This is a genomic window from Pantoea sp. At-9b, assembly GCF_000175935.2.
Classification (GTDB): Bacteria; Pseudomonadota; Gammaproteobacteria; order Enterobacterales; family Enterobacteriaceae; genus Pantoea.
Window position 1 is genome coordinate 913,086 of the sequence record NC_014837.1, and the last position, 18,675, is coordinate 931,760.

The 18,675-nt window shown below is 55.0% G+C and carries 19 protein-coding genes, 2 tRNA genes, 1 rRNA gene and 1 pseudogene; 13 read left to right on the top strand and 10 right to left on the bottom strand.

Going from position 1 to position 18,675, the window contains the following annotated elements:
* The first annotated feature begins 27 nt into the window (after positions 1-27).
* The 3 genes from rrf (at position 28) to dkgB (ending at position 1,269) form a co-directional block, all read left to right on the top strand.
* Positions 28-143: ribosomal RNA gene (gene rrf, locus PAT9B_RS04000) — 5S ribosomal RNA — on the top strand.
* Positions 144-217: 74 nt separating this feature from the next.
* Positions 218-294 (top strand) — tRNA-Asp (locus PAT9B_RS04005).
* Between the two features lie 171 nt (positions 295-465).
* The gene (gene dkgB, locus PAT9B_RS04010; protein ID WP_013507973.1) at positions 466-1,269 is read left to right on the top strand and encodes a 2,5-didehydrogluconate reductase DkgB; all 804 of its coding nucleotides are present in this window, start codon (positions 466-468) and stop codon (positions 1,267-1,269) included.
* An 11-nt stretch (positions 1,270-1,280) separates the two neighbouring features.
* Here dkgB and yafC read toward each other — a convergent pair whose 3' ends face one another.
* Entirely contained in the window at positions 1,281-2,189 is a 909-nt protein-coding gene (gene yafC, locus PAT9B_RS04015; RefSeq protein WP_013507974.1) for a DNA-binding transcriptional regulator YafC, read from the bottom strand.
* Between the two features lie 99 nt (positions 2,190-2,288).
* Here yafC and PAT9B_RS04020 point away from each other — a divergent pair, with 99 nt between their 5' ends.
* Positions 2,289-3,467, top strand: coding sequence for an MFS transporter (locus PAT9B_RS04020; RefSeq protein ID WP_013507975.1), 1,179 nt, complete (start codon positions 2,289-2,291; stop codon positions 3,465-3,467).
* A 147-nt stretch (positions 3,468-3,614) separates the two neighbouring features.
* A complete protein-coding gene (locus PAT9B_RS04025; protein WP_013507976.1) occupies positions 3,615-4,409 on the top strand; it encodes an endonuclease/exonuclease/phosphatase family protein in 795 nt (264 codons plus the stop codon).
* Between the two features lie 72 nt (positions 4,410-4,481).
* Here PAT9B_RS04025 and mltD read toward each other — a convergent pair whose 3' ends face one another.
* Positions 4,482-5,864, bottom strand: a complete 1,383-nt coding sequence (mltD, locus tag PAT9B_RS04030) for a murein transglycosylase D (protein ID WP_013507977.1) — start codon at positions 5,862-5,864, stop codon at positions 4,482-4,484.
* A 71-nt stretch (positions 5,865-5,935) separates the two neighbouring features.
* Positions 5,936-6,691 (bottom strand): hydroxyacylglutathione hydrolase, encoded by a 756-nt coding sequence (gene gloB, locus PAT9B_RS04035; RefSeq protein ID WP_013507978.1) that lies wholly within the window; start codon positions 6,689-6,691, stop codon positions 5,936-5,938.
* 40 nt (positions 6,692-6,731) lie between these two features.
* Here gloB and PAT9B_RS04040 point away from each other — a divergent pair, with 40 nt between their 5' ends.
* Entirely contained in the window at positions 6,732-7,466 is a 735-nt protein-coding gene (locus PAT9B_RS04040) for a class I SAM-dependent methyltransferase (protein ID WP_013507979.1), read from the top strand.
* Here PAT9B_RS04040 and rnhA read toward each other — a convergent pair.
* Positions 7,451-8,019: pseudogene (gene rnhA / locus PAT9B_RS04045) on the bottom strand (ribonuclease HI). The gene PAT9B_RS04040 and the pseudogene rnhA sit on opposite strands and share 16 nt — an antisense overlap.
* Between rnhA and dnaQ the strand changes: the two are divergent.
* Both dnaQ and PAT9B_RS04055 read left to right on the top strand, forming a co-directional pair.
* Positions 7,973-8,704 (top strand): DNA polymerase III subunit epsilon, encoded by a 732-nt coding sequence (dnaQ, locus tag PAT9B_RS04050; RefSeq protein WP_013507981.1) that lies wholly within the window; start codon positions 7,973-7,975, stop codon positions 8,702-8,704. The pseudogene rnhA and the gene dnaQ sit on opposite strands and share 47 nt — an antisense overlap.
* A 134-nt stretch (positions 8,705-8,838) precedes the next feature.
* Positions 8,839-8,915: transfer RNA gene (locus PAT9B_RS04055), tRNA-Asp, on the top strand.
* An 88-nt stretch (positions 8,916-9,003) separates the two neighbouring features.
* Here PAT9B_RS04055 and PAT9B_RS04060 read toward each other — a convergent pair.
* Positions 9,004-10,500 carry an NCS1 family nucleobase:cation symporter-1 gene (locus PAT9B_RS04060; protein WP_013507982.1) on the bottom strand — a complete coding sequence of 499 codons (1,497 nt, stop codon included), beginning with the start codon at positions 10,498-10,500 and terminating at the stop codon, positions 9,004-9,006.
* A 144-nt stretch (positions 10,501-10,644) separates the two neighbouring features.
* Between PAT9B_RS04060 and PAT9B_RS04065 the strand changes: the two genes are divergently transcribed.
* The 3 genes from PAT9B_RS04065 to puuE are packed head-to-tail and all read left to right on the top strand — an operon-like array spanning position 10,645 to position 13,076.
* Positions 10,645-11,364, top strand: a complete 720-nt coding sequence (locus tag PAT9B_RS04065) for a GntR family transcriptional regulator (RefSeq protein ID WP_013507983.1) — start codon at positions 10,645-10,647, stop codon at positions 11,362-11,364.
* On the top strand, positions 11,361-12,092 hold the full coding sequence (gene hpxA, locus PAT9B_RS04070) for an allantoin racemase (protein ID WP_013507984.1): 732 nt from the start codon (positions 11,361-11,363) through the stop codon (positions 12,090-12,092). Before PAT9B_RS04065 ends, hpxA begins: the two co-directional genes overlap by 4 nt.
* A 33-nt stretch (positions 12,093-12,125) precedes the next feature.
* Positions 12,126-13,076 carry an allantoinase PuuE gene (gene puuE / locus PAT9B_RS04075; protein ID WP_013507985.1) on the top strand — a complete coding sequence of 317 codons (951 nt, stop codon included), beginning with the start codon at positions 12,126-12,128 and terminating at the stop codon, positions 13,074-13,076.
* A gap of 93 nt (positions 13,077-13,169) precedes the next feature.
* On the opposite strand, the gene hpxZ is transcribed toward puuE, so the two are convergent.
* From hpxZ to PAT9B_RS04095, 4 genes are read right to left on the bottom strand one after another with little or no spacing between them, the layout of a single operon-like run.
* Complete coding sequence (hpxZ, locus tag PAT9B_RS04080) at positions 13,170-13,553, bottom strand: oxalurate catabolism protein HpxZ (protein WP_013507986.1); 384 nt, start codon at positions 13,551-13,553, stop codon at positions 13,170-13,172.
* A 2-nt stretch (positions 13,554-13,555) separates the two neighbouring features.
* Complete coding sequence (locus PAT9B_RS04085; RefSeq protein WP_013507987.1) at positions 13,556-14,953, bottom strand: AtzE family amidohydrolase; 1,398 nt, start codon at positions 14,951-14,953, stop codon at positions 13,556-13,558.
* Positions 14,950-15,135: an oxalurate catabolism protein HpxX gene (gene hpxX, locus PAT9B_RS04090; protein ID WP_013507988.1), complete on the bottom strand. Its 186-nt coding sequence runs from the start codon at positions 15,133-15,135 to the stop codon at positions 14,950-14,952. The genes PAT9B_RS04085 and hpxX overlap by 4 nt, the downstream gene beginning before the upstream one ends.
* 9 nt (positions 15,136-15,144) lie before the next feature.
* Positions 15,145-16,731 carry a gamma-glutamyltransferase family protein gene (locus tag PAT9B_RS04095; RefSeq protein ID WP_013507989.1) on the bottom strand — a complete coding sequence of 529 codons (1,587 nt, stop codon included), beginning with the start codon at positions 16,729-16,731 and terminating at the stop codon, positions 15,145-15,147.
* Between the two features lie 120 nt (positions 16,732-16,851).
* Here PAT9B_RS04095 and hpxU point away from each other — a divergent pair, with 120 nt between their 5' ends.
* Entirely contained in the window at positions 16,852-17,691 is an 840-nt protein-coding gene (gene hpxU / locus PAT9B_RS04100) for a MurR/RpiR family transcriptional regulator HpxU (protein ID WP_013507990.1), read from the top strand.
* Here hpxU and PAT9B_RS30870 read toward each other — a convergent pair.
* Positions 17,688-17,843, bottom strand: a complete 156-nt coding sequence (locus PAT9B_RS30870) for a hypothetical protein (RefSeq protein WP_190274643.1) — start codon at positions 17,841-17,843, stop codon at positions 17,688-17,690. The two genes, hpxU and PAT9B_RS30870, sit on opposite strands and share 4 nt — an antisense overlap.
* Positions 17,844-17,883: 40 nt before the next feature.
* On the opposite strand from PAT9B_RS30870, the gene PAT9B_RS04105 reads away from it, so the two are divergent.
* Positions 17,884-18,669 (top strand): transporter substrate-binding domain-containing protein, encoded by a 786-nt coding sequence (locus PAT9B_RS04105; protein ID WP_013507991.1) that lies wholly within the window; start codon positions 17,884-17,886, stop codon positions 18,667-18,669.
* Positions 18,670-18,675 lie beyond the last annotated feature (6 nt).

Consider the following 18,675-nt stretch of genomic DNA (forward strand, 5'->3'; position numbering starts at 1 on the left):
GAGGGCGGTGCGGATAAACAGAATTTGCCTGGCGGCTGTAGCGCGGTGGTCCCACCTGACCCCATGCCGAACTCAGAAGTGAAACGCCGTAGCGCCGATGGTAGTGTGGGGTCTCCCCATGCGAGAGTAGGGAACTGCCAGGCATCAATTTAAGGTACTTGCCCGAAAGGGTAACACCGGTTATCAGCGAGACCCCGCTGGTAATGCAGTATTCGGTGGTGCGGTAGTTCAGTCGGTTAGAATACCGGCCTGTCACGCCGGGGGTCGCGGGTTCGAGTCCCGTCCGCACCGCCACTCTCTTGATTAGCCCTGACTGAAAAGTCAGGGCTTTTTCATTTATGCATTTCTGCCTCAGATTGTTGACTGAAACGCAAAATTCCTCTGCTTATCAGCGGATTTTTCGGCAACAAAGAAGCTGTCACAATGATCTCATCGAAAACAATTCCGCTCAACGATGAGGAAATCATGACAATCCCCGCTTTTGGTTTAGGTACTTTCCGTCTGCAAGACGATGTGGTTATCCATTCGGTTAAAACCGCACTTGAACTTGGCTATCGTACAATCGATACCGCACAAATCTATGAAAATGAAGCCGCTGTTGGTCAGGCGATAGCCGAAAGCGGTGTTGCACGTAACGAGCTGTTCGTGACCACCAAGATCTGGGTTGAAAACCTCTCTGCCGATAAGTTGATCCCCAGCCTCAAAGAGAGCCTGGCGAAGCTGCGCACCGATTATGTGGATCTCACCCTGATCCACTGGCCGTCGCCGGGAGGCGCTGTTTCAGTAAAAGAAAGCATGCAGGCATTACTGGCAGCCAAAGAAGCGGGCCTGACGCGTCAGATTGGTATCTCCAACTTCCCGATTACGCTAATGAAAGAAGCTATTGACGCTGTTGGTGTGGAGCATATTGCGACTAACCAGATTGAGCTGCACCCGTATTTGCAAAATGAGCAGGTGGTGAAGTTCGCCCGGGAACAGGGAATCCACATTACTTCTTATATGACACTGGCTTATGGTGAAGCGCTGAAAGATGCAGTGATTCAAACCATCGCGCAGAAGCATCAGGCAACACCGGCGCAGGTGGTGCTGGCATGGGCGATGCAGTTGGGTTATGCCGTCATTCCGTCATCTACCAAACGTGACAATCTTGCCGGAAACCTGCATGCACAGACATTACAGCTGGACCAGGATGATATGGAAAAGATCCACGCGCTGAATCGTGATCAGCGTTTGGTCAGCCCGGATGGACTGGCACCGGCCTGGGATTAAACAAGAAATGATCAGTCCTGGCGACGCCAGGGCTGGTTCTGTACCCAATCACTGAGAAAATCAATGAATGCCCGTACTCGTTGGCTGACACCAAGATCGCTGTAATATACCGCGTTAAACGGCATTTCAACCGGCAAGCGCTGATCTGCCAGTAACTCGACAAAAGTCCCGTCGGCAATGTCTTGATCGACCATATAGTCAGACAGACAGGCAATACCATTGTCATCCAGACAAAGTTGTTTGATCGTTTCCCCGCTGTTCGAAGACATTCCCGGATTAATATCATAAAGTTCACCGTTTTCCTGCGCTACCGGCCAGCGATTCAGACGTAAAGGCTCCACGAACCCCAGACATTCATGCTGTGCCAAATCGGCCACAGAATGCGGCATCCCCCGCTTTGCCAGATACGCCGGCGTGGCGACCAGTTTGCGATAGCTGATAAATAGCAGGCGAGCGCGCAGGGTGGAGTCGGTCAACGTCCCCGCACGAATGGCGACATCGACTTTTCGCTCAATAAGATTGATAAAGCTCTCAGAAGAGATCAGCGAAAGGGTGACATCGGGATAGCGTGCGCGAAAAGGTTTAACCATCGGTAGCAACAAATGCAGGATTACCGGTGTTGCAGCATCAATGCGTAATACGCCGCGGGGTGCCTGCTGGCGGTCAATTAACTCACTCTCCGCAGTCGACATCTCCTGCATTAATTTCTGTACGCGGCGAAAATAGTGTTCACCTTCATGAGTGAGGGCCAGTTGGCGCGTCGTTCGGGTCAATAACGCCACACCTAACTTCGTCTCCAGCTTTTTCACGGTCCGGCTGACCGCCGAATTCGCCATATGCAGTTGTTCAGCAGCACGACTGAAACTTCCGCTTTCCACGACAGCAATAAACACTTTCAGCTCGTCTGATGACGCCTTCATTATCCCTCCACAGGCAAAAGTCTATTGTGATTTTGCATCTTTTTGTCATTAAACCATAAGCGGATACTGACGCCCATCAAAACGAATTGGGAGCCAATCATGCCACTTGCACTCTGGGCGCTGACCATCAGCGCCTTTGCTATCGGAACCACTGAATTTGTCATCGTCGGGTTGATCCCGACCATCGCGCAACAACTTACGATTACCCTGCCTTCAGCCGGGATGCTCGTTTCTATCTACGCTCTTGGTGTCGCCGTCGGGGCACCGGTACTGACGGCATTGACCGGGAAATTACCGCGTAAACATTTGCTGATGGGGCTAATGGCGCTTTTCACCTTGGGCAATCTGGTTGCCTGGCAGGCACCTAACTACGAAACGCTGGTGATTGCCCGACTGCTGACCGGTCTGGCACATGGCGTGTTCTTCTCGGTAGGATCAACCATCGCCACTAATCTGGTCAGCAAAGAGAAAGCCGCCAGCGCCATCGCGATTATGTTTGGTGGTCTGACGGTTGCCCTGGTAACCGGCGTGCCATTAGGAACGCTGATCGGGCAGCATTTTGGCTGGCGCGAAAGCTTCCTGGCGGTATCGATGTTGGGGATAATCGCCCTCGTCGCCAGTATGTTGCTGGTTCCACGCCATATTGCCCAGCCGCCGGTGGCTTCGTTACGACAGCAGGCCCGCGTGTTAACCAATCCCCGTTTGTTGCTGATCTATGCCATTACGGCTCTGGGTTACGGTGGGGTGTTTACCGCTTTCACTTTTCTGGCACCGATGATGCAGTCGCTGGCAGGCTTCTCACCTTCCGCCGTGAGCGTTATCTTGCTGGGTTATGGTATCGCAGTGGCAATTGGTAATATCTGGGGCGGTAAGTTGGCGGATCGTCGCGGTGCGGTACCCGCTCTGACGCTGATTTTCGCCGCGCTGGCGCTATTATTGGGCATCTTCCAGATCACAGCGAGTATGCACTATCTGGCATTGGTCACCGTGGTGGTGATGGGGATCTTTGCCTTTGCCAACGTGCCAGGTTTGCAGGTTTATGTGGTACAGAAGGCGGAGCGTTACGCACCGGGCGCAGTGGATGTGGCTTCTGGTCTAAATATTGCGGCTTTTAATATTGGTATTGCGCTGGGTTCTTCTGTGGGCGGCCATATCGTGCAGCATTATGGCTTAGCGCAAACGCCATGGGTGGGGGCAGTGATTGTCTTTATCGCCTTGTTGCTGGTGCGCCTGAGTGGTTCGCTCGACAGGCCGCGAGCAGTGATGGCAGTCGAATAATCCTGACTATCAGCCCACGTTCAGGTGGGCTGATGCACTTAAAAGCCGTTAAGGCCATTCCGACAATCAAGAACACCAATTGAAACCCCGCGCTAAAATCCCTATAACAGTCAGGTGAAGTATGTTTGTAATTAGCTAGGCGGTAAAGTGCGGAAAAAAACCTATGCAATGCGTTATGTAGCAGGACAGCCTGCTGAGCGGATCTTTCCGCCAGGAGCGATGCTGCATGTTGGGCAGGCGTTACCGCCCGGCGCACCACTGACAGCCGACCCGACATTACGGGTATTGGTGTGGAACATCTTTAAACAGCAACGTGCAGACTGGATGTCAGTGCTGCAAGGCTTTGGTAAGGATGCTCATCTGGTGTTGCTACAGGAAGCGCAAACCACCCCCGAGTTGGTGAGGTTCGCCACCACAAACTATCTGGCTGCCGATCAGGTGCCTGCTTTTGTCCTGCCACAGCACCCTTCAGGGGTGATGACGCTGGCTTCCGCCCATCCGGTGTACTGCTGCCCCTTACGTGAACGCGAGCCGCTGTTGCGCCTGGCAAAATCGGCGTTGGTAACGGCTTATCCGCTACCCAATGGCGAAATGTTGATGGTGGTGAATATCCATGCCGTCAATTTCAGCCTCGGTATTGATGTCTACAGTAAACAGCTGGGGCCAATTGGGGAGCAAATCCAATACCATCGCGGCCCGGTGATTATGGCCGGTGATTTTAATGCCTGGAGTCGTCAGAGGATGAGAGCGTTGTTTCGCTTTGCACAGGACATGGCATTGCAGGAAGTGACGTTTACCGATGACCATCGGCGCAAAGCCTTTGGTCGCCCACTGGATTTTGTTTTCTACCGTGATATGAAGGTCAGTGAAGCCTCGGTACTGGTGACCCGCGCTTCTGACCATAATCCGTTGCTGGTTGAATTTAACGCCATCCCGCGCTAACCGCTACGCGCAGCAGATTTTTTCATCCGCATAAAAAGAAAAAGGCTGACATTTGTCAGCCTTTTCGCGCCATTAGGTGTCTGGCGTTGCGCTATTATGAACAAACAGCGTGAGGTTATCACCCGGCTGAATGTTTTTCGCATCACTTAATACACTGTTCCAGCGCATAACGTCCTGAATGTTAACTCCATGACGTCGCGCGATACTGGCAAGAGAATCACCCTTACGAACACGATAGGTGATGCTGTTGCCGTTATCGGCCAGCTGCGAGCCTTTATCGCCGATGGTCAGTTTCTGACCGATTCGAACCGAGGCACCGCGCAGGTTATTCTGCTGCTTCAGTGTATTAATGCTCACGCCGAGCTTGCTGGCAATGCCAGACAAGGTGTCGCCTTTGCGAACCGTGTAGCTGCTTCCCGCATCACCGGCTTTTGCCAGTTGAGAAGGCTGCACGGCGGCAATATCACCGGAGGCCAGTGAATTGCGGAGCTGAGCAACGTTGGACTTAGGCACCATAATGTAGTGCGGTCCATTCGGCGCTGTGCTGCCGTGTTTATAACCAGCATTGAAGCTTTTCAGCTTACTTAACGACATGCCAGCCATATCTGCGGCCTGCGTCAGCTCAATCTGCTGACCCACTTCAACACGAGCCAGTGCACGGCTCTCGTTCGGGGTCGGCAATTTGATGCCGTAGCGCTTGTTGTTCTTGAGAATATCGCTCAAGGCCAACATTTTCGGAACATAAACCGCGGTTTCGCGTGGCAGCGATAAACTCCAGAAATCGGTCGGCTTACCGCGCGCCTTATTCTGTTTAATCGCTTTCAACACACGTCCTTCACCACTGTTATAAGCGGCAACGGTCAGTAACCAGTCACCGTCAAACATGGTGTTGAGACGCTGCATCATATCCAGCGCAACCTTGGTAGACGCCACCACATCCCGGCGACCGTCATACCACTGGTTTTGTTTCAAACCATAGTTTTTGCCCGTTGTTGCAACAATCTGCCAGATGCCTGCGGCATTCGCAGAAGATGTTGCATGTGGGTCAAAAGCGCTCTCCACTATGGGTAGCAGTACTAGTTCCATCGGCATCTTACGTTTCTGTATCTGCTCGACTATCCAGTACATGTACGGCTCTGCCCGTAATGTTACATCGTGGAGATAGCTCTTATTTTTTAAGTACTTTGTTTTTTGTTCGCGGATCCGGGAGTTATCCGGAATCCCCATCTTCAACTCGTCACTAATGTGATTCCAGAGATCAGTGTCTTCTGCGAGGCTTGTTCCATCATCTTGCCAGCGCGGCGACAACAAGCGATCTCCGTACTTTCCATTTTCACCTTGACCAGCTGAAGACAGGCTCTGAGCATGCTGTTGCGGGATAGTGGCGTCATTCCTTGATGCCTGACAACCTCCCACCAGCAAGACAGAGGCGATTAATATCGCTTTTGCCTTCATGTGTGTGTCAATAGTTCGCTTAAAAGACGAGCAATCATACTTGACGGTCTGACACAACACAACCAAAAATATCAAAAACGATCTTTCTTCTCGCGTAGATCAGCAAAAGCTTGCCATAGTGGCGCAGTTGTAAAATTACCGCCTAAAGCCCTTTGTAAATCAGCATCTTGCGTGCGGAGAAATAAATTTATTTCCCGTTCTAAAGCCAAATTTGTTGGCAAAGTGATGCGATTTTCTGCACGTAAGTCCTTAATTTGCTGGAACCTTGCTAAAATTTTCGGGTCATGGGGCAGAATAGCCGCAGCAAACTTCATGTTGGATAAAGTGTACTCATGAGCACAGCAAATCAATGTGTCGGCAGGCAGTTCATTAAGCTTCTGAAATGACTCAAACATTTGTTGTGCAGTGCCTTCAAATAATCGGCCGCAACCGCCTGAAAACATCGTGTCACCACAGAAAAGATAAGGTGAGCTGAAATATGAGATATGTCCTAAAGTGTGGCCGGGGGTCGCGATGACACGGAAATTTATCCCCAACAAGGTAAATTCATCACCCTCGGCGAGAATATGCTTTGCGCCCTTATCCGCAGTTTCCTGTGGACCGAAAACCTCAAGCTCGGGGAAGTGTTGCAACAGTTCTGCGACGCCACCGACATGGTCGTGATGGTGATGCGTCAGTAAAATCGCCACCGGCTGCCAGCGGTTAGCGCGAATTTTGTCCAGCACTGGCTGCGCTTCACCGGGATCGACAATCAGGCAATGATTGTGCTCATCGGTCAGTGTCCAGATGTAGTTATCCTGCAATGCGGGAATACTGGTAAGATTCATAAACACCTCTCAGGCCGTAGAAAAAGGAAGATGGTAAAGCATGAAGCCGGCTAAAACACGCCAAATCCTGACTGCGCCGCGCTCCTGGCGCGACATGCCCTGGGGCGACTATTTCCGCGACGCATTAACTCAGCAACTGCAACCTTACCTCGGGAAGCTGTATGGCTTTCATATGCTTAAAATTGGCAGTCTGAGCGCAGAAATCAACACCAGCCATTGTCCCATTTCGCATCAGGTCAATGTCGGCGAAGAGGGCGACGAGTTGCAGGTGATTGCCCGTGCGACCCAACTGCCGTTCGAATCCAAGTCGATCGATGCCTGCCTGTTGGCCCATACCTTATCCTGGAGCCAGGACCCGCATCGGGTACTGCGTGAAGTAGACCGGGTGTTGATTGATGACGGCTGGATGATTATCAGTGGCTTTAATCCGTTCAGCCTGTTGGGCATCAGCAAAGGGATTCCGGGCCTGCATGGCCGCGCGCCCTGGAGTGGCCGTATGTTTAGCCAGATGCGCCTGCTGGACTGGCTGCACCTGCTGAACTATGAAGTCGTCTATCGCACCCGTTTCCAGGTTGTGCCGTGGCACCGGCAGGGCGGTAAAGTGATCAGCGCGCATCTGCCGGCATTGGGCTGTCTGAATGTGGTGGTAGCGCGTAAACGAACCTTCCCGTTAACGCCTACCAAAGTGAAAAAGAGCCTGAGCAAAACACAACTGCGGCAGACCGTTAATGCCACGCGACAGTTCCGGAACATGAAGGATCAGGATTCAGGCTGATAGCCGACATCATCCTGGGTTGGCTGGCTCGCGGCGCTACGGGCCAGCTCATCGCAGCGTTCGTTTTCCGGATGACCGGCATGGCCCTTCACCCATTCCCACACGATTTGATGCGAGCTCAGCGCCAAATCGAGCCGTTGCCACAGATCGACATTCTTCACCGGTTTTTTGTCGGCGGTTTTCCAGCCACGTTTCTTCCAGTTGTGGATCCAACTGGTGATGCCCTGGCGCACATACTGGCTGTCGGTGCTGATCACCACTTCGCACGGCTGCGTCAGCGCTTCCAGCGCGACAATCGCGGCCATCAGTTCCATACGGTTATTGGTGGTGAGGCGGTATCCGGCGCTGAAGGTTTTCTCATGCTGACGATAACGCAGAATTGCACCGTAGCCACCGGGGCCAGGGTTACCGAGGCAGGACCCATCGGTGAAAATTTCTACCTGTTTACGCATCTCTGGTAGACTTCCTTGACTTATAAAACGCCAAGTCTGACATAAACGAGTCCTATGAGCACTGCAAATAACCGCCAGATCGTCCTCGATACCGAAACCACCGGCATGAACATGATCGGTGTGCACTATGAAGGACACCGCATTATTGAAATCGGTGCGGTAGAGGTGATCAACCGTCGCCTGACTGGTAACAACTTTCACATCTACCTCAAGCCTGATCGTCTGGTGGACCCGGAAGCCTTTGGTGTTCACGGTATTGCCGATGAATTTCTGGCGGATAAACCGAGCTTTAGCGACATTGCGGATGAGTTTCTCGACTACATTCGCGGTGCCGAGCTGGTGATCCATAACGCCTCGTTCGACATCGGCTTTATGGATTACGAATTTGCCATGTTGAAGCGCGACATCGGCAAAACGGACACCTTCTGTCAGGTTACCGACAGCCTGGCGATGGCGCGTAAGATGTTCCCGGGCAAGCGTAACAGCCTCGATGCCCTGTGTAGCCGCCTTGAGATTGATAACAGCAAACGAACGCTGCACGGCGCATTACTCGATGCCGAAATCCTCGCGGAAGTGTTCCTGACCCTGACCGGTGGTCAGACATCGCTGGCTTTTTCCATGGAGAGCGAGCAGAGCAATCAGGTGGACGGTGAAAATATTCAACGTATTGTACGTCCGGCGTCGGGCTTGCGCGTCGTCAGCGCCAGCGATGAAGAGTGCCTGGCACACGAAAGTCGTTTAGATCTGGTGATGAAGAAGGGCGGTAGCTGTCTGTGGCGTGCCTGAAATCGCTGATTTTGCGTGGAAAAGCAACGTTAAGCTGAAAAAAACAGCAAACGAAACAAACCCTCAGAAAAAGCATTGACGGCAGATCGCCATGCCATTAATATGCGCCTCGTTCCCGACGGGGAACACAGCGCGGTGCGGTAGTTCAGTCGGTTAGAATACCGGCCTGTCACGCCGGGGGTCGCGGGTTCGAGTCCCGTCCGCACCGCCAATCTCTTTAAAGAAGCCGATTCAGCGATGAATCGGCTTTTTGCTTTTCTGCATCCGTGAATCATCGCGCTGCTACGGTTAATTCAGGATTAATCCTTCTGTACCGCCACCTTGCCACGATACGCCTCTGCTACCGGAGCTTCACGTTCAGCACGCGCCAGCCAGCGATAGCAACCCATCCCGAGAGCCACACCGATAAACCAGCTAAAGTTTGCCACCTCATGCAATGACGGAATAAAGCTGATAAGCAGGCAAATCCCCACCGAAGGCAGCAGCGCGGCGATCGCTTTCGGGTTAAAGCCCCCTTGATACCAGTAGCGACCTTTCGACGTATCATCAAACAGGTCATCGACATACACCTTGCTGCGTTTGATCAGATAGAAATCGGCGATCAGAATGCCAAACAGTGGCCCGATAAAGGAACCCAGTACATCCAGCGTGTAATGAATCAACTCAGGTGACTGGAACAGGTTCCACGGCGTCAGCAGCACGGAACCGACGGCGGCGATCATGCCTCCAGTACGGAAGCTGATTTTCTGCGGTGAGCAGTTGGAAAAGTCGAAAGCGGGAGACACAAAGTTTGCCACGATGTTGATCCCAATGGTGGCTGTGATCATTGTCAACAGACCAAGCGCCACCGCCAAATCGTTACCCACCATACTGACGGTTTCGATCGGGTCGGTAATCATGCGTCCGAACAGTGAATTGGAGCCAGAGACAATCACCACTGTTACAATCGAGAACAGCAGGAAGTTGAATGGCAAACCCCAGCGGTTGCCACGGCGAATCTCACCCATGTTTTTGCCATAGCGAGAGAAGTCACCAAAGTTAAGCAGCGGACCGGAGAAGTAGGACACCACCAGCGCCGTTGCGGTGATCATCTGCCAGGTCTGTTCGCCCGCACTTAACTGCTTGCTGGCGAGGGTAAAAGAGATGCCGTCAAAACCGGTCTTGTATACAATCCAGCCGGCCAGTGCCACCATCACTACATATACTGCCGGGCCGGCTACATCGATAAAACGTTTAATGGCGTTCATCCCGTGCCAGAACACCAGCGCTTGCAAGAACCACATCAGGCCGAAGCAGCACCAGCCAAGTTGCGATAAGCCCAGCCAGCTACTGTGCGTCATGCCGGACAGGGACGGGAAGAACTTCAGCAGCACCAGCATCAGCGCATTCGCAGCAAGGTAAGTCTGAATACCGTACCAGGCAAACGCGATCAGGCCACGGATCACCGCCGGGATATTGGCTCCGAACACGCCGAACGCCTGACGCGAAATCACCGCATAAGGCACGCCCGCCATCTGGCTCGGCTTCGCCACCAGGTTGGCGCAAAGCTGCACAATACAAATCCCCACCAACAGACACATCAGCACCTGCCAGCTCGCCAGCCCCAGTGTGAAGAAGCTGGCCGCCACCACGTAGCCGCCCATGCTGTGCACGTCCGACATCCAGAAAGAGAAAATGTTGTACCACGACCAGTTCTGGTCACGCGTCGGTGCCAGATCTTCATTGCAAAGTCGTGGACTATAGTGGGCGTTGGCTTCAGAGGCCACCGCAGAGGTCACTTCAGAATGATTTGGCATGAAACCTGCTCCTCTCTTAATAATGAATAATAATCACAGCGTGAAACGGTATTGCAGGATCCAGGCCAGAATTGATTTCTTGTATACAAAAATTGTTTTTCGCGTATACGATGTGCTGTGCACAGACATTTACCGGAGCGGGAAATGAAGAGTGAAACAGGCCAGAGAACGGCCGCAGATCTGCATGATAGAGACGAACCCATTTACCAGGCGCTGTTGAGCGCGATCGTGGAACACCAACTGCCGCCAGGCAGCAAATTGCCTGAAGAGGCATTGTCTGAGGTATTTGGCGTCAGCCGTACCGGCATCCGCAAGGTGCTACAACGCCTCGCTGCGGTGCAAATGATCACCTTGTCGCCCAGGCGTGGTGCACAGGTGGCGACACCGGGGGTAGAGGAAGCGCGGGATATCTTCACCACGCGCAGTATGCTGGAGTGCGCCAACCTGGCGGCGGTCCTGGCCCATGTACAGCCACCACATCTGGCCGCGCTGGCGGATTTGATCGCGGCGGAACAGCAGGCGCATGAGCAGCATGATGGTGCGGCGGCTATCCGCTTGTCAGCGGCGTTTCATATTCAACTCCAGGCGATTTCGGGTAATCAGGTGCTGACCGAAATGGTGACGCACCTGGCGCAACGCTCTTCACTGGTGATTGCCGCGTATGGTGCTCCCTGGCAGCGTGGTTGCCGTTGCGATCATCACGATCGGCTGGTGGATCTGCTGCGCCAGAAAGATCTGGCCGGTCTGACGGCAGCGCTCCACCACCATTTCGAACATATTGTTGCCAGCCTGCATTTCGAACGCAGCGGTGAAACCCTCCCCGATTTCGCCCGGCTGTTCGCCGGTAAAGGAGTCACCGGATGAGTCTGATCCAGGTTATTAACCCCAATACCAGCCGGGCGATGACAGAAACCATCGCTCAGGCCGCGCGTGCGGTAGCCGCGCCGGGCACCGAGATTATCGCGGTTTGTCCGAGCCAGGGGGTGCCGTCGATTGAGGGCCACTTTGATGAAGCGATCGCCGCGCTCGGGGTGCTGGAGCAGGTGAAGCTGGGCAAAGCGCAGGGTGTCAGTGGTCATGTGATCGCTTGCTTTGGCGATCCCGGATTACTGGCGGCGCGCGAGCTGGCGACAGGCCCGGTCGTGGGCATTGCCGAAGCGGCCATGCATACTGCGACGCTGCTGGCGACGCGTTTTTCCATCGTGACCACGCTGCCGCGCACTCTGGTCATTGCGCGTCATCTGTTGCAGCAATATGGCTTTAGCCACCATTGTGCTGCGCTTCACGCCATCGATCTGCCGGTGTTGGCATTGGAAGATGGCAGCGGGGCGGCGCAGGAAAAGGTGCGCCAGCGTTGTCTCCAGGCAAAGCGGGAAGACGGTAGCGGGGCGATTGTCCTGGGGTGTGGCGGCATGGCAACGCTGGCCCAGGATCTGACCCGCGAACTCGGTTTACCGGTGATCGACGGTGTCGGTGCGGCGGTCAAAATGGTGGAGTCGCTGGTGGCGCTGGGCTTTGGCACCAGCAAGCACGGCGATCTCGATTACCCGATAGAAAAACCGCTCACAGGTGCCTTCCAGCACCTAAACTAAGCACTGGTTGAGGTTTACACAGGAACTTACAGAATGACTGATGTATCTGAAAAGAAAGAGTACAGCTTCAACAAAAACTATCCACGCGACCTGATTGGTTACGCAGGCCAACCACCGCATGCCCACTGGCCAGGGAAAGCCCGCGTGGCAGTGCAATTTGTCCTCAATTACGAAGAGGGCGCTGAAAATAACGTGCTGCACGGCGACGCCGGTTCCGAGCAGTTTCTGTCTGATATCATCGGGGCCGCCAGCTACGCCGATCGCCATATGTCGATGGATTCGCTGTATGAGTACGGTTCCCGCGCCGGTTTCTGGCGCATTCACCACGAATTTCAAAAGCGCGGTTTACCGCTGACCATCTTTGGTGTGGCGATGGCGTTGGCACGTCATCCAGAGATTGTGGCCGCGATTAAAGCTGCCGACTATGACGTGGTCAGCCACGGCTGGCGTTGGATCCACTATCAGGGAATGGATGCGAAAACTGAACGCCAGCATATGCAGCAGGCGGTAGATGTGTTGAAAGACCTGTTTGGCAAAGCGCCAACCGGCTGGTACACCGGGCGCGACAGCCCGAACACGCGCCGCCTGGTGGTAGAGCAGGGCGGCTTTAGCTACGACAGCGACTACTACGGTGATGACTTGCCATTCTGGACGCAGGTGACCTGCCAGGATGGCACGGTAAAACCGCATCTGATCATTCCTTATACGCTGGAATGTAACGATATGCGCTTCGCCTCGCCGCAGGGTTTCAACACGGCCGAACAGTTCTACACCTATCTGCGCGATACCTTTGATGTGTTGTACGAAGAGGGCGAAACTGCGCCGAAGATGATGTCGATTGGCATGCATTGCCGCCTGTTGGGGCGTCCTGGTAAGTTCCGCGCCCTGCAACGCTTCCTTGACCATATCCAGCAACACGATCGGGTTTGGGTGTGTACGCGCCAGCAAATTGCCGAGCATTGGATGGAGACTCATCCCGCTTAATACCCCTGTAGCGGCGCGATTTATCGCGTGGGTTTTTCCTGCATCGCGCACGAAATTGCGCGATAAATCGCGCCGCTACGATTGTGGATGTATTTAAACCATCAAACTCACCTGCGCGGCAACAATACGCCAGCCACACGGCAAGCGGACCCATGTCTGCTGCTGACGGCCAATTTTCTCCGTCCCGGCGCGCGTAAATTCCGTGCTGCACACCGCATAATCATCACCAAAGGTGGTGATCACCGTATGGCGTAAGTCGCGGTCCAATCCGGCAGAGGGACGAGCGGCACGAAACGCGCGGATCTCCTCGATGCCATACAGGTTTTCACCGGCACCAAGACGCACCGTGCGGCTGTCGTGCCAGAACAGTTCATCCAGTACCGCCACATCATTGCTGACCAGCGCCTGTTCATAGCGATAAAACGCGGCAGTCACTTCGGCGACAATCGCCGGACGATCAATATTCTCGGGTGTCATGGTTATGCGTCCATCAGAGTGGTTTGCGGCAACGTCAGCCCTTGCTGTTGCAGCGCCCAGGCGGCGCGCAATGCGAGGTGTTCTTTAAACGGCGCGGCGATCAGCTGCAAACCAATCGGTAAGCCGCTGGTGGTCGGTAAGGGCACGGTACAGACCGGCAGGCCGAGGAAGGAGATTGGCTGGGTCAGCATCCCCATGCTGGCGCGGGTTGGCAGATCCTGTCCGTTGATGTGAATGGTTTCCTGGCCGATGGTGGTGGCACTGCATGGCGTCGCCGGGGCGATCAGCACATCAAAGTGTTCAAACAGCGGCAATACCTGCTGCTGGAAATGGCGACGGAAGCGCTGCGCCTGCACATACCAGGCGGAAGGCAGCATCGCACCCGCCAGCAGACGTTCACGCGAGTTGGGTTCAAAACGTTCCGGCATCTCACGCAGTTTCGGCAGATAGTGATTGCCCCCTTCGGCGGCGGTGAGGATAAAGGCGGCTGAACGCGCGATCTCGGCATTCGCCATTGTCACTTCGTCGTTGGCTGCCAGCGCTTTGGCGGCAATGGCCAGCGCGGCACGGGCGTCATCGTTGCACCAGGTAGAGAAGAAACCGCCGAGCACGCCACAACGCAGCCCCTCAAGCCCTTGCGTCAGGGTTTGACTGGCAGCGGTCACCGGTTGAGCGGCCTGAAACGCATCGCTGGGGTCGGCTCCCTGTAAGGTGTCGTACACCAGGCTGAGATCTTCCACCGATCGGGCGAACGGGCCGATATGGTCAAGGCTGGCGACAAACGGATGGCTACCGCTGCGCGATAAACGGCCAAAGGTCGGTTTCAGACCATAAATGCCGCACAGCGAGGCCGGTACGCGAATCGAACCGTTGGTATCGCTACCGAGCGAGAAATGCACCAATCCGGCCGCGACAGCGGCGGCGGACCCTCCTGATGAGCCGCCAGCAACCCGGCTGAGATCGCGCGGATTGTGTGTCGGTCCATAATGGGTGTTTTCGGTCGTGAAGCCGTAAGCGTAGGCATCCATATTGAGCATGCCGGAGAGCAGTGCCCCCGACTGGCGTAGCTTGCTCACCGCCCAGGCATCATCGCGTGCCGCCGGACGTTCGCTGAACAGGCTGGCACCGGCCAGCGTACTGTGCCCGGCGACATCAAACAGGTTCTTCACTGCATAGGGAATACCGGCCAGTGGCGGGAGGGTTTCCCCGCGCTGGCGTTGCGTATCCAACTGATCCGCTTCTTTTAACATGCGCTGACCGGTGACTTCGGTCCAGGCATTCAGCGCCGGGTTGTGTTGTTCAATTGCCGTCAACGTTTGTTCGGCAATCGCGCGTGCGCTGATCTCACCGTTGCTCAGCGCCTGTTGCAGTGCGCTTATCGAAAGGGTGGAAAGTTTCATAGCTTATACACTCCCGCCACTTCCATGCGATCGTCGAGCGGAAAGGCCATCAACGGTTCAGCCATGGCAGCAATACGGTTAAATTGGGTTAAAAGTTCGGCGCGGCGCGCCTCATCCAGCTCCAGCGCCAGAATCTGTTCCATCTGGGCGATATAGGCGGCCCAGTCCGGTTGTGTACTCATCTTTTCTCCTTAGAAACCCGCGGCGCTACCGTTGCTGCGTGGATCGAATGCGCCTTCAAACATGCCGTTGTTATGGCGGACGATGGCACCGGCGTGACCCACCACCTCGCTAAAATCGGGTAACAACTCGACCTCATGGCCGAGATCGCGCAGTTGCTGCACCGTTTCCGGGGCGAGACGCGCTTCCAGCTTGAGGGAATCGGAGGATTGTCCCCAGGTACGACCCAGGAGCCAGCGCGGTGCGCTCACCGCCTGTTGCAATGGCAGCCCCTGAATCACATGACGGGTAAAAATCGCCGCTTGCGTCTGCGGCTGGCCATCGCCCCCCATCGAGCCGTACACCATGGTGCGGCCATCTTTCAGCCGTGCGGCCGCCGGGTTAAGGGTATGGAAGGGTTGTTTGCCCGGGGCCAGAGCCAACAGATGACCTGGCTGTAAACTGAACGCTGCCCCCCGGTTCTGCCAGGTGATGCCGGTACCCGGCAGTACAACACCGCTGCCGAATTCATGATAGATGCTCTGGATAAAGGAGACCGCCAGCCCGCTGCTGTCCATCACCCCCATCCACACGGTGTCACCCGGACCTTTGCCGGTGCCCCAGGGCGCGGCGGCTGCATCATCAATTTGCGCGGCGAGGCCCGCCAGATGGTCGGCCTCCAGCAGGCTCTGCACATCAATGTCGATATGGCGTGGATCGGTAATATGTTGGTCACGTAGGCCAAAGGCTTTCTTGGTGGCTTCGACGATACGATGAATGGTCTGCGCTTCATCGGCATCTGCCATGTTAAGGCGGTCGGTAATACCCAGAATCGCCAGCGATACCAGCCCCTGGGTGGGTGGCGTCATGTTCCAGATATCGCCTTCACTGTGTGCCAGATGCAGGGGCGTGCAGCGGCGTGCCTGCTGGCGTTGCAGATCTTCCAGCGTGATCGGCATACCCAGCGCCGACATTTCACGTGCCAGATGATGCGCCAGATCGCCGCGATAAAAACTGTCTAAGCCCTGTTCGCACAGCAGGCTCAGCGTATTCGCCAGCGCCGGTTGGGTGAAACGGCTGCCTGCGGCAGGCACTGCGCCATCGGGTAAAAAGTTAGCGGCAAAACCGGGCTGGTCCTGCAATTCATGACGTTTTGCGGCAGTCGCTGCCGCCTGGGAAGCGGTGACGGGAATGCCGTCAGCCGCATAACGGATGGCATCGCGCAGCAGACGGGCAACGGGCAGCGCCGGGTTACCCAGCTCAGCAGAGAAGGTCAGTGCTTCCTGCCAGCCGCTGACGGTGCCAGCTACGGTCAGGGCGGCTTTCGGGCCACGGTGTGGAATTTTTGTTGCGCCGTGGTAGAAGTCGAAGTGCGCCAGTGAGCCAGCAGCACCGCTGGCATCGATGGCGATCGGATCACCACCGGGCGGTACGATCAGCCAGAAGCCATCGCCGCCTAAGCCATTCATATGTGGGTAAACCACGGCGACAGTGGCGGCGGCTGCCACCATTGCTTCGATAGCATTGCCACCTTCGCGCAGGACCGATAAGGCACTTTCACTGGCGAGATGATGCGGGGTTACGGCCATACCTAACGGGGCCATATTGCTCTGTATCATAGTGAACTCATTTTTGGGTACATGGGAAAGGTATAGCAAGAGCTGTTCCAGTTTTGGTCGGACACCATTGTGGATCGATTTATGCTAGTTTGTGATGAAACGAAAGTTACAGGATGAATGATGAAACAGCTAGATGAACGCCTCCGCAGTCATTATCCGCAACTGTCGCCGCAGGAGCAGCGCATTGCCGATTTTGTCTTTGACCACTTTGATGACCTGATCAGCTACAACAGCGCCGAGCTGGCGCGGCTGAGTGGCGTGTCAAAAGCCACGGTGAGTCGGCTGTTCAAGCGCCTCGGTTACGAAAAATATAAAGACATGCGCGATGAGTTGCGCACGCTGCGCCAGAGCGGCATGCCACTGACGGATAACCGTGATGCGGTGCAGGGCAACACGCTGCTGTCGCGTCACTACAAGCAGGAGATGGCGAACCTGACGCAGTGGGTTAACAGCATTGACCCGCAGCAGTTTGGCGACGTCATTCAGGCGCTGGCGCAGGCAAAACGCTTGTTTATCATTGGCATGCGTAACGCCTATCCGGTAGCACTGCATCTGCGTCAACAGTTGATGCAGGCGCGTCCCCAGGTACATGTGCTGCCGCAACCCGGCCAGACGCTGGGTGAGGAGCTGGTGGATATTACCCCCGAGGATGTGGTGGTGGTGATGGCGTTTCGCCGTCGTCCGCGCATCATCCGTCCGCTGATGCAGCAGTTGCAGCAGAGTCACATTCCGGTGCTGGCGCTGTGCGAACCCCAGGCACAGGGCATCCTCACCCTGGCGCGCTGGCAGCTGTGCGCACCGCTCGACAGCGTCTCGGCCTTTGATAGTTATGCCTCGGCCATGAGTCTGATTAATCTGCTGGCGAATGCGTTGCTGCATGAAATGTTGTCGCAGGGGCGTCAGCGTATTCATCAGATTGCCGATCTTTATCAGCATCTGGATGAGCTGGAACACCGTTAAAGGGCACCTTTTTGGTGCTTTGCACCTTTTTTGATCACTGCAGATGACGGGCGATGCGCCCGTTTTTTTTCGCCTGATAATGCCGCAACCCTGATTTTACGGAGAAGTGTTCTTTTTGTTTCGGTTGGCACATTAGTTGCAGAACGATTCATCAAGAATCTTTTGTTTCACATAAACTCACCGGGGTGCATAATGAAAAAAGTTTTAATGGCGGTAGCGGGCGCTGCGCTGATGATGGCGCAGGTTGGTAGCGCAATGGCCGATCAGTTGCAGGACATCCAGAAGCGCGGCGTGATCCGCATTGCCGTCCCGCAGGACTTCCCGCCGTTCGGTTCTGTCGGTACCGATTTGCAGCCGCAGGGCTACGACATCGACATGGCGAAGTACCTTGCCAAAGAGATGAAACTGAAGTTGCAGCTGGTGCCGGTTTCCAGTGCCAACCGTGTGCCTTACCTGCAAACCGACAAAGTCGATCTGGTGATCTCCAGCATGGGGAAAAACGCCGAACGTGAAAAAGTGATCGACTTCAGCCGTGCTTACGCACCGTTCTTCCTCGGCGTATTTGGCCCGAAAGGCGAAGAAATCAAAGATGCAGCGGCACTGAGTGGCAAATCCATCGGTGTAACGCGTGGTGCGGTAGAAGATATGGTGCTGACCGGTGTGGCACCGAAAGATGCCGAGGTGAAACGTTACGAAGATAACAACACCACGCTGTCTGCCTATCTTTCGGGTCAGGTGCAGTTTATCGCGACCGGTAACCTGGTGGTTGCCGCGATTGCCCGTCAAAACCCGGCCAAAGCCCCGGTGCCGCAGTTTATGCTGAAAGATTCGCCGTGCTTTATCGGTCTGAAGAAGGACGAGCCAGCGCTGAAAGATAAAGTGAATGCGCTTATCGAGCAGGGCATTAAAGATGGCACCCTGAACAAGCTGTCCGAAGAGTGGCTGAAAGCGCCACTGCCGGCTAACCTCGGCGCATAAGAAGGA

Excerpts from the sequence above, each read along its gene's own strand:
- mltD (WP_013507977.1), bottom strand. The coding sequence starts at position 5,864 with ATGAAGGCAAAAGCGATATTAATCGCCTCTGTCTTGCTGGTGGGAGGT.
- yafC (WP_013507974.1), bottom strand. The coding sequence starts at position 2,189 with ATGAAGGCGTCATCAGACGAGCTGAAAGTGTTTATTGCTGTCGTGGAA.
- PAT9B_RS04105 (WP_013507991.1), top strand. The coding sequence starts at position 17,884 with ATGAAAAAAGTTTTAATGGCGGTAGCGGGCGCTGCGCTGATGATGGCG.
- hpxX (WP_013507988.1), bottom strand. The coding sequence starts at position 15,135 with ATGAGTACACAACCGGACTGGGCCGCCTATATCGCCCAGATGGAACAG.
- gloB (WP_013507978.1), bottom strand. The coding sequence starts at position 6,691 with ATGAATCTTACCAGTATTCCCGCATTGCAGGATAACTACATCTGGACA.
- hpxA (WP_013507984.1), top strand. The coding sequence starts at position 11,361 with ATGAGTCTGATCCAGGTTATTAACCCCAATACCAGCCGGGCGATGACA.
- dnaQ (WP_013507981.1), top strand. The coding sequence starts at position 7,973 with ATGAGCACTGCAAATAACCGCCAGATCGTCCTCGATACCGAAACCACC.
- PAT9B_RS30870 (WP_190274643.1), bottom strand. The coding sequence starts at position 17,843 with ATGAATCGTTCTGCAACTAATGTGCCAACCGAAACAAAAAGAACACTT.
- PAT9B_RS04095 (WP_013507989.1), bottom strand. The coding sequence starts at position 16,731 with ATGATACAGAGCAATATGGCCCCGTTAGGTATGGCCGTAACCCCGCAT.
- hpxZ (WP_013507986.1), bottom strand. The coding sequence starts at position 13,553 with ATGACACCCGAGAATATTGATCGTCCGGCGATTGTCGCCGAAGTGACT.
- PAT9B_RS04085 (WP_013507987.1), bottom strand. The coding sequence starts at position 14,953 with ATGAAACTTTCCACCCTTTCGATAAGCGCACTGCAACAGGCGCTGAGC.
- dkgB (WP_013507973.1), top strand. The coding sequence starts at position 466 with ATGACAATCCCCGCTTTTGGTTTAGGTACTTTCCGTCTGCAAGACGAT.
- PAT9B_RS04020 (WP_013507975.1), top strand. The coding sequence starts at position 2,289 with ATGCCACTTGCACTCTGGGCGCTGACCATCAGCGCCTTTGCTATCGGA.
- PAT9B_RS04060 (WP_013507982.1), bottom strand. The coding sequence starts at position 10,500 with ATGCCAAATCATTCTGAAGTGACCTCTGCGGTGGCCTCTGAAGCCAAC.
- hpxU (WP_013507990.1), top strand. The coding sequence starts at position 16,852 with ATGAAACAGCTAGATGAACGCCTCCGCAGTCATTATCCGCAACTGTCG.
- puuE (WP_013507985.1), top strand. The coding sequence starts at position 12,126 with ATGACTGATGTATCTGAAAAGAAAGAGTACAGCTTCAACAAAAACTAT.
- PAT9B_RS04040 (WP_013507979.1), top strand. The coding sequence starts at position 6,732 with ATGAAGCCGGCTAAAACACGCCAAATCCTGACTGCGCCGCGCTCCTGG.
- PAT9B_RS04065 (WP_013507983.1), top strand. The coding sequence starts at position 10,645 with ATGAAGAGTGAAACAGGCCAGAGAACGGCCGCAGATCTGCATGATAGA.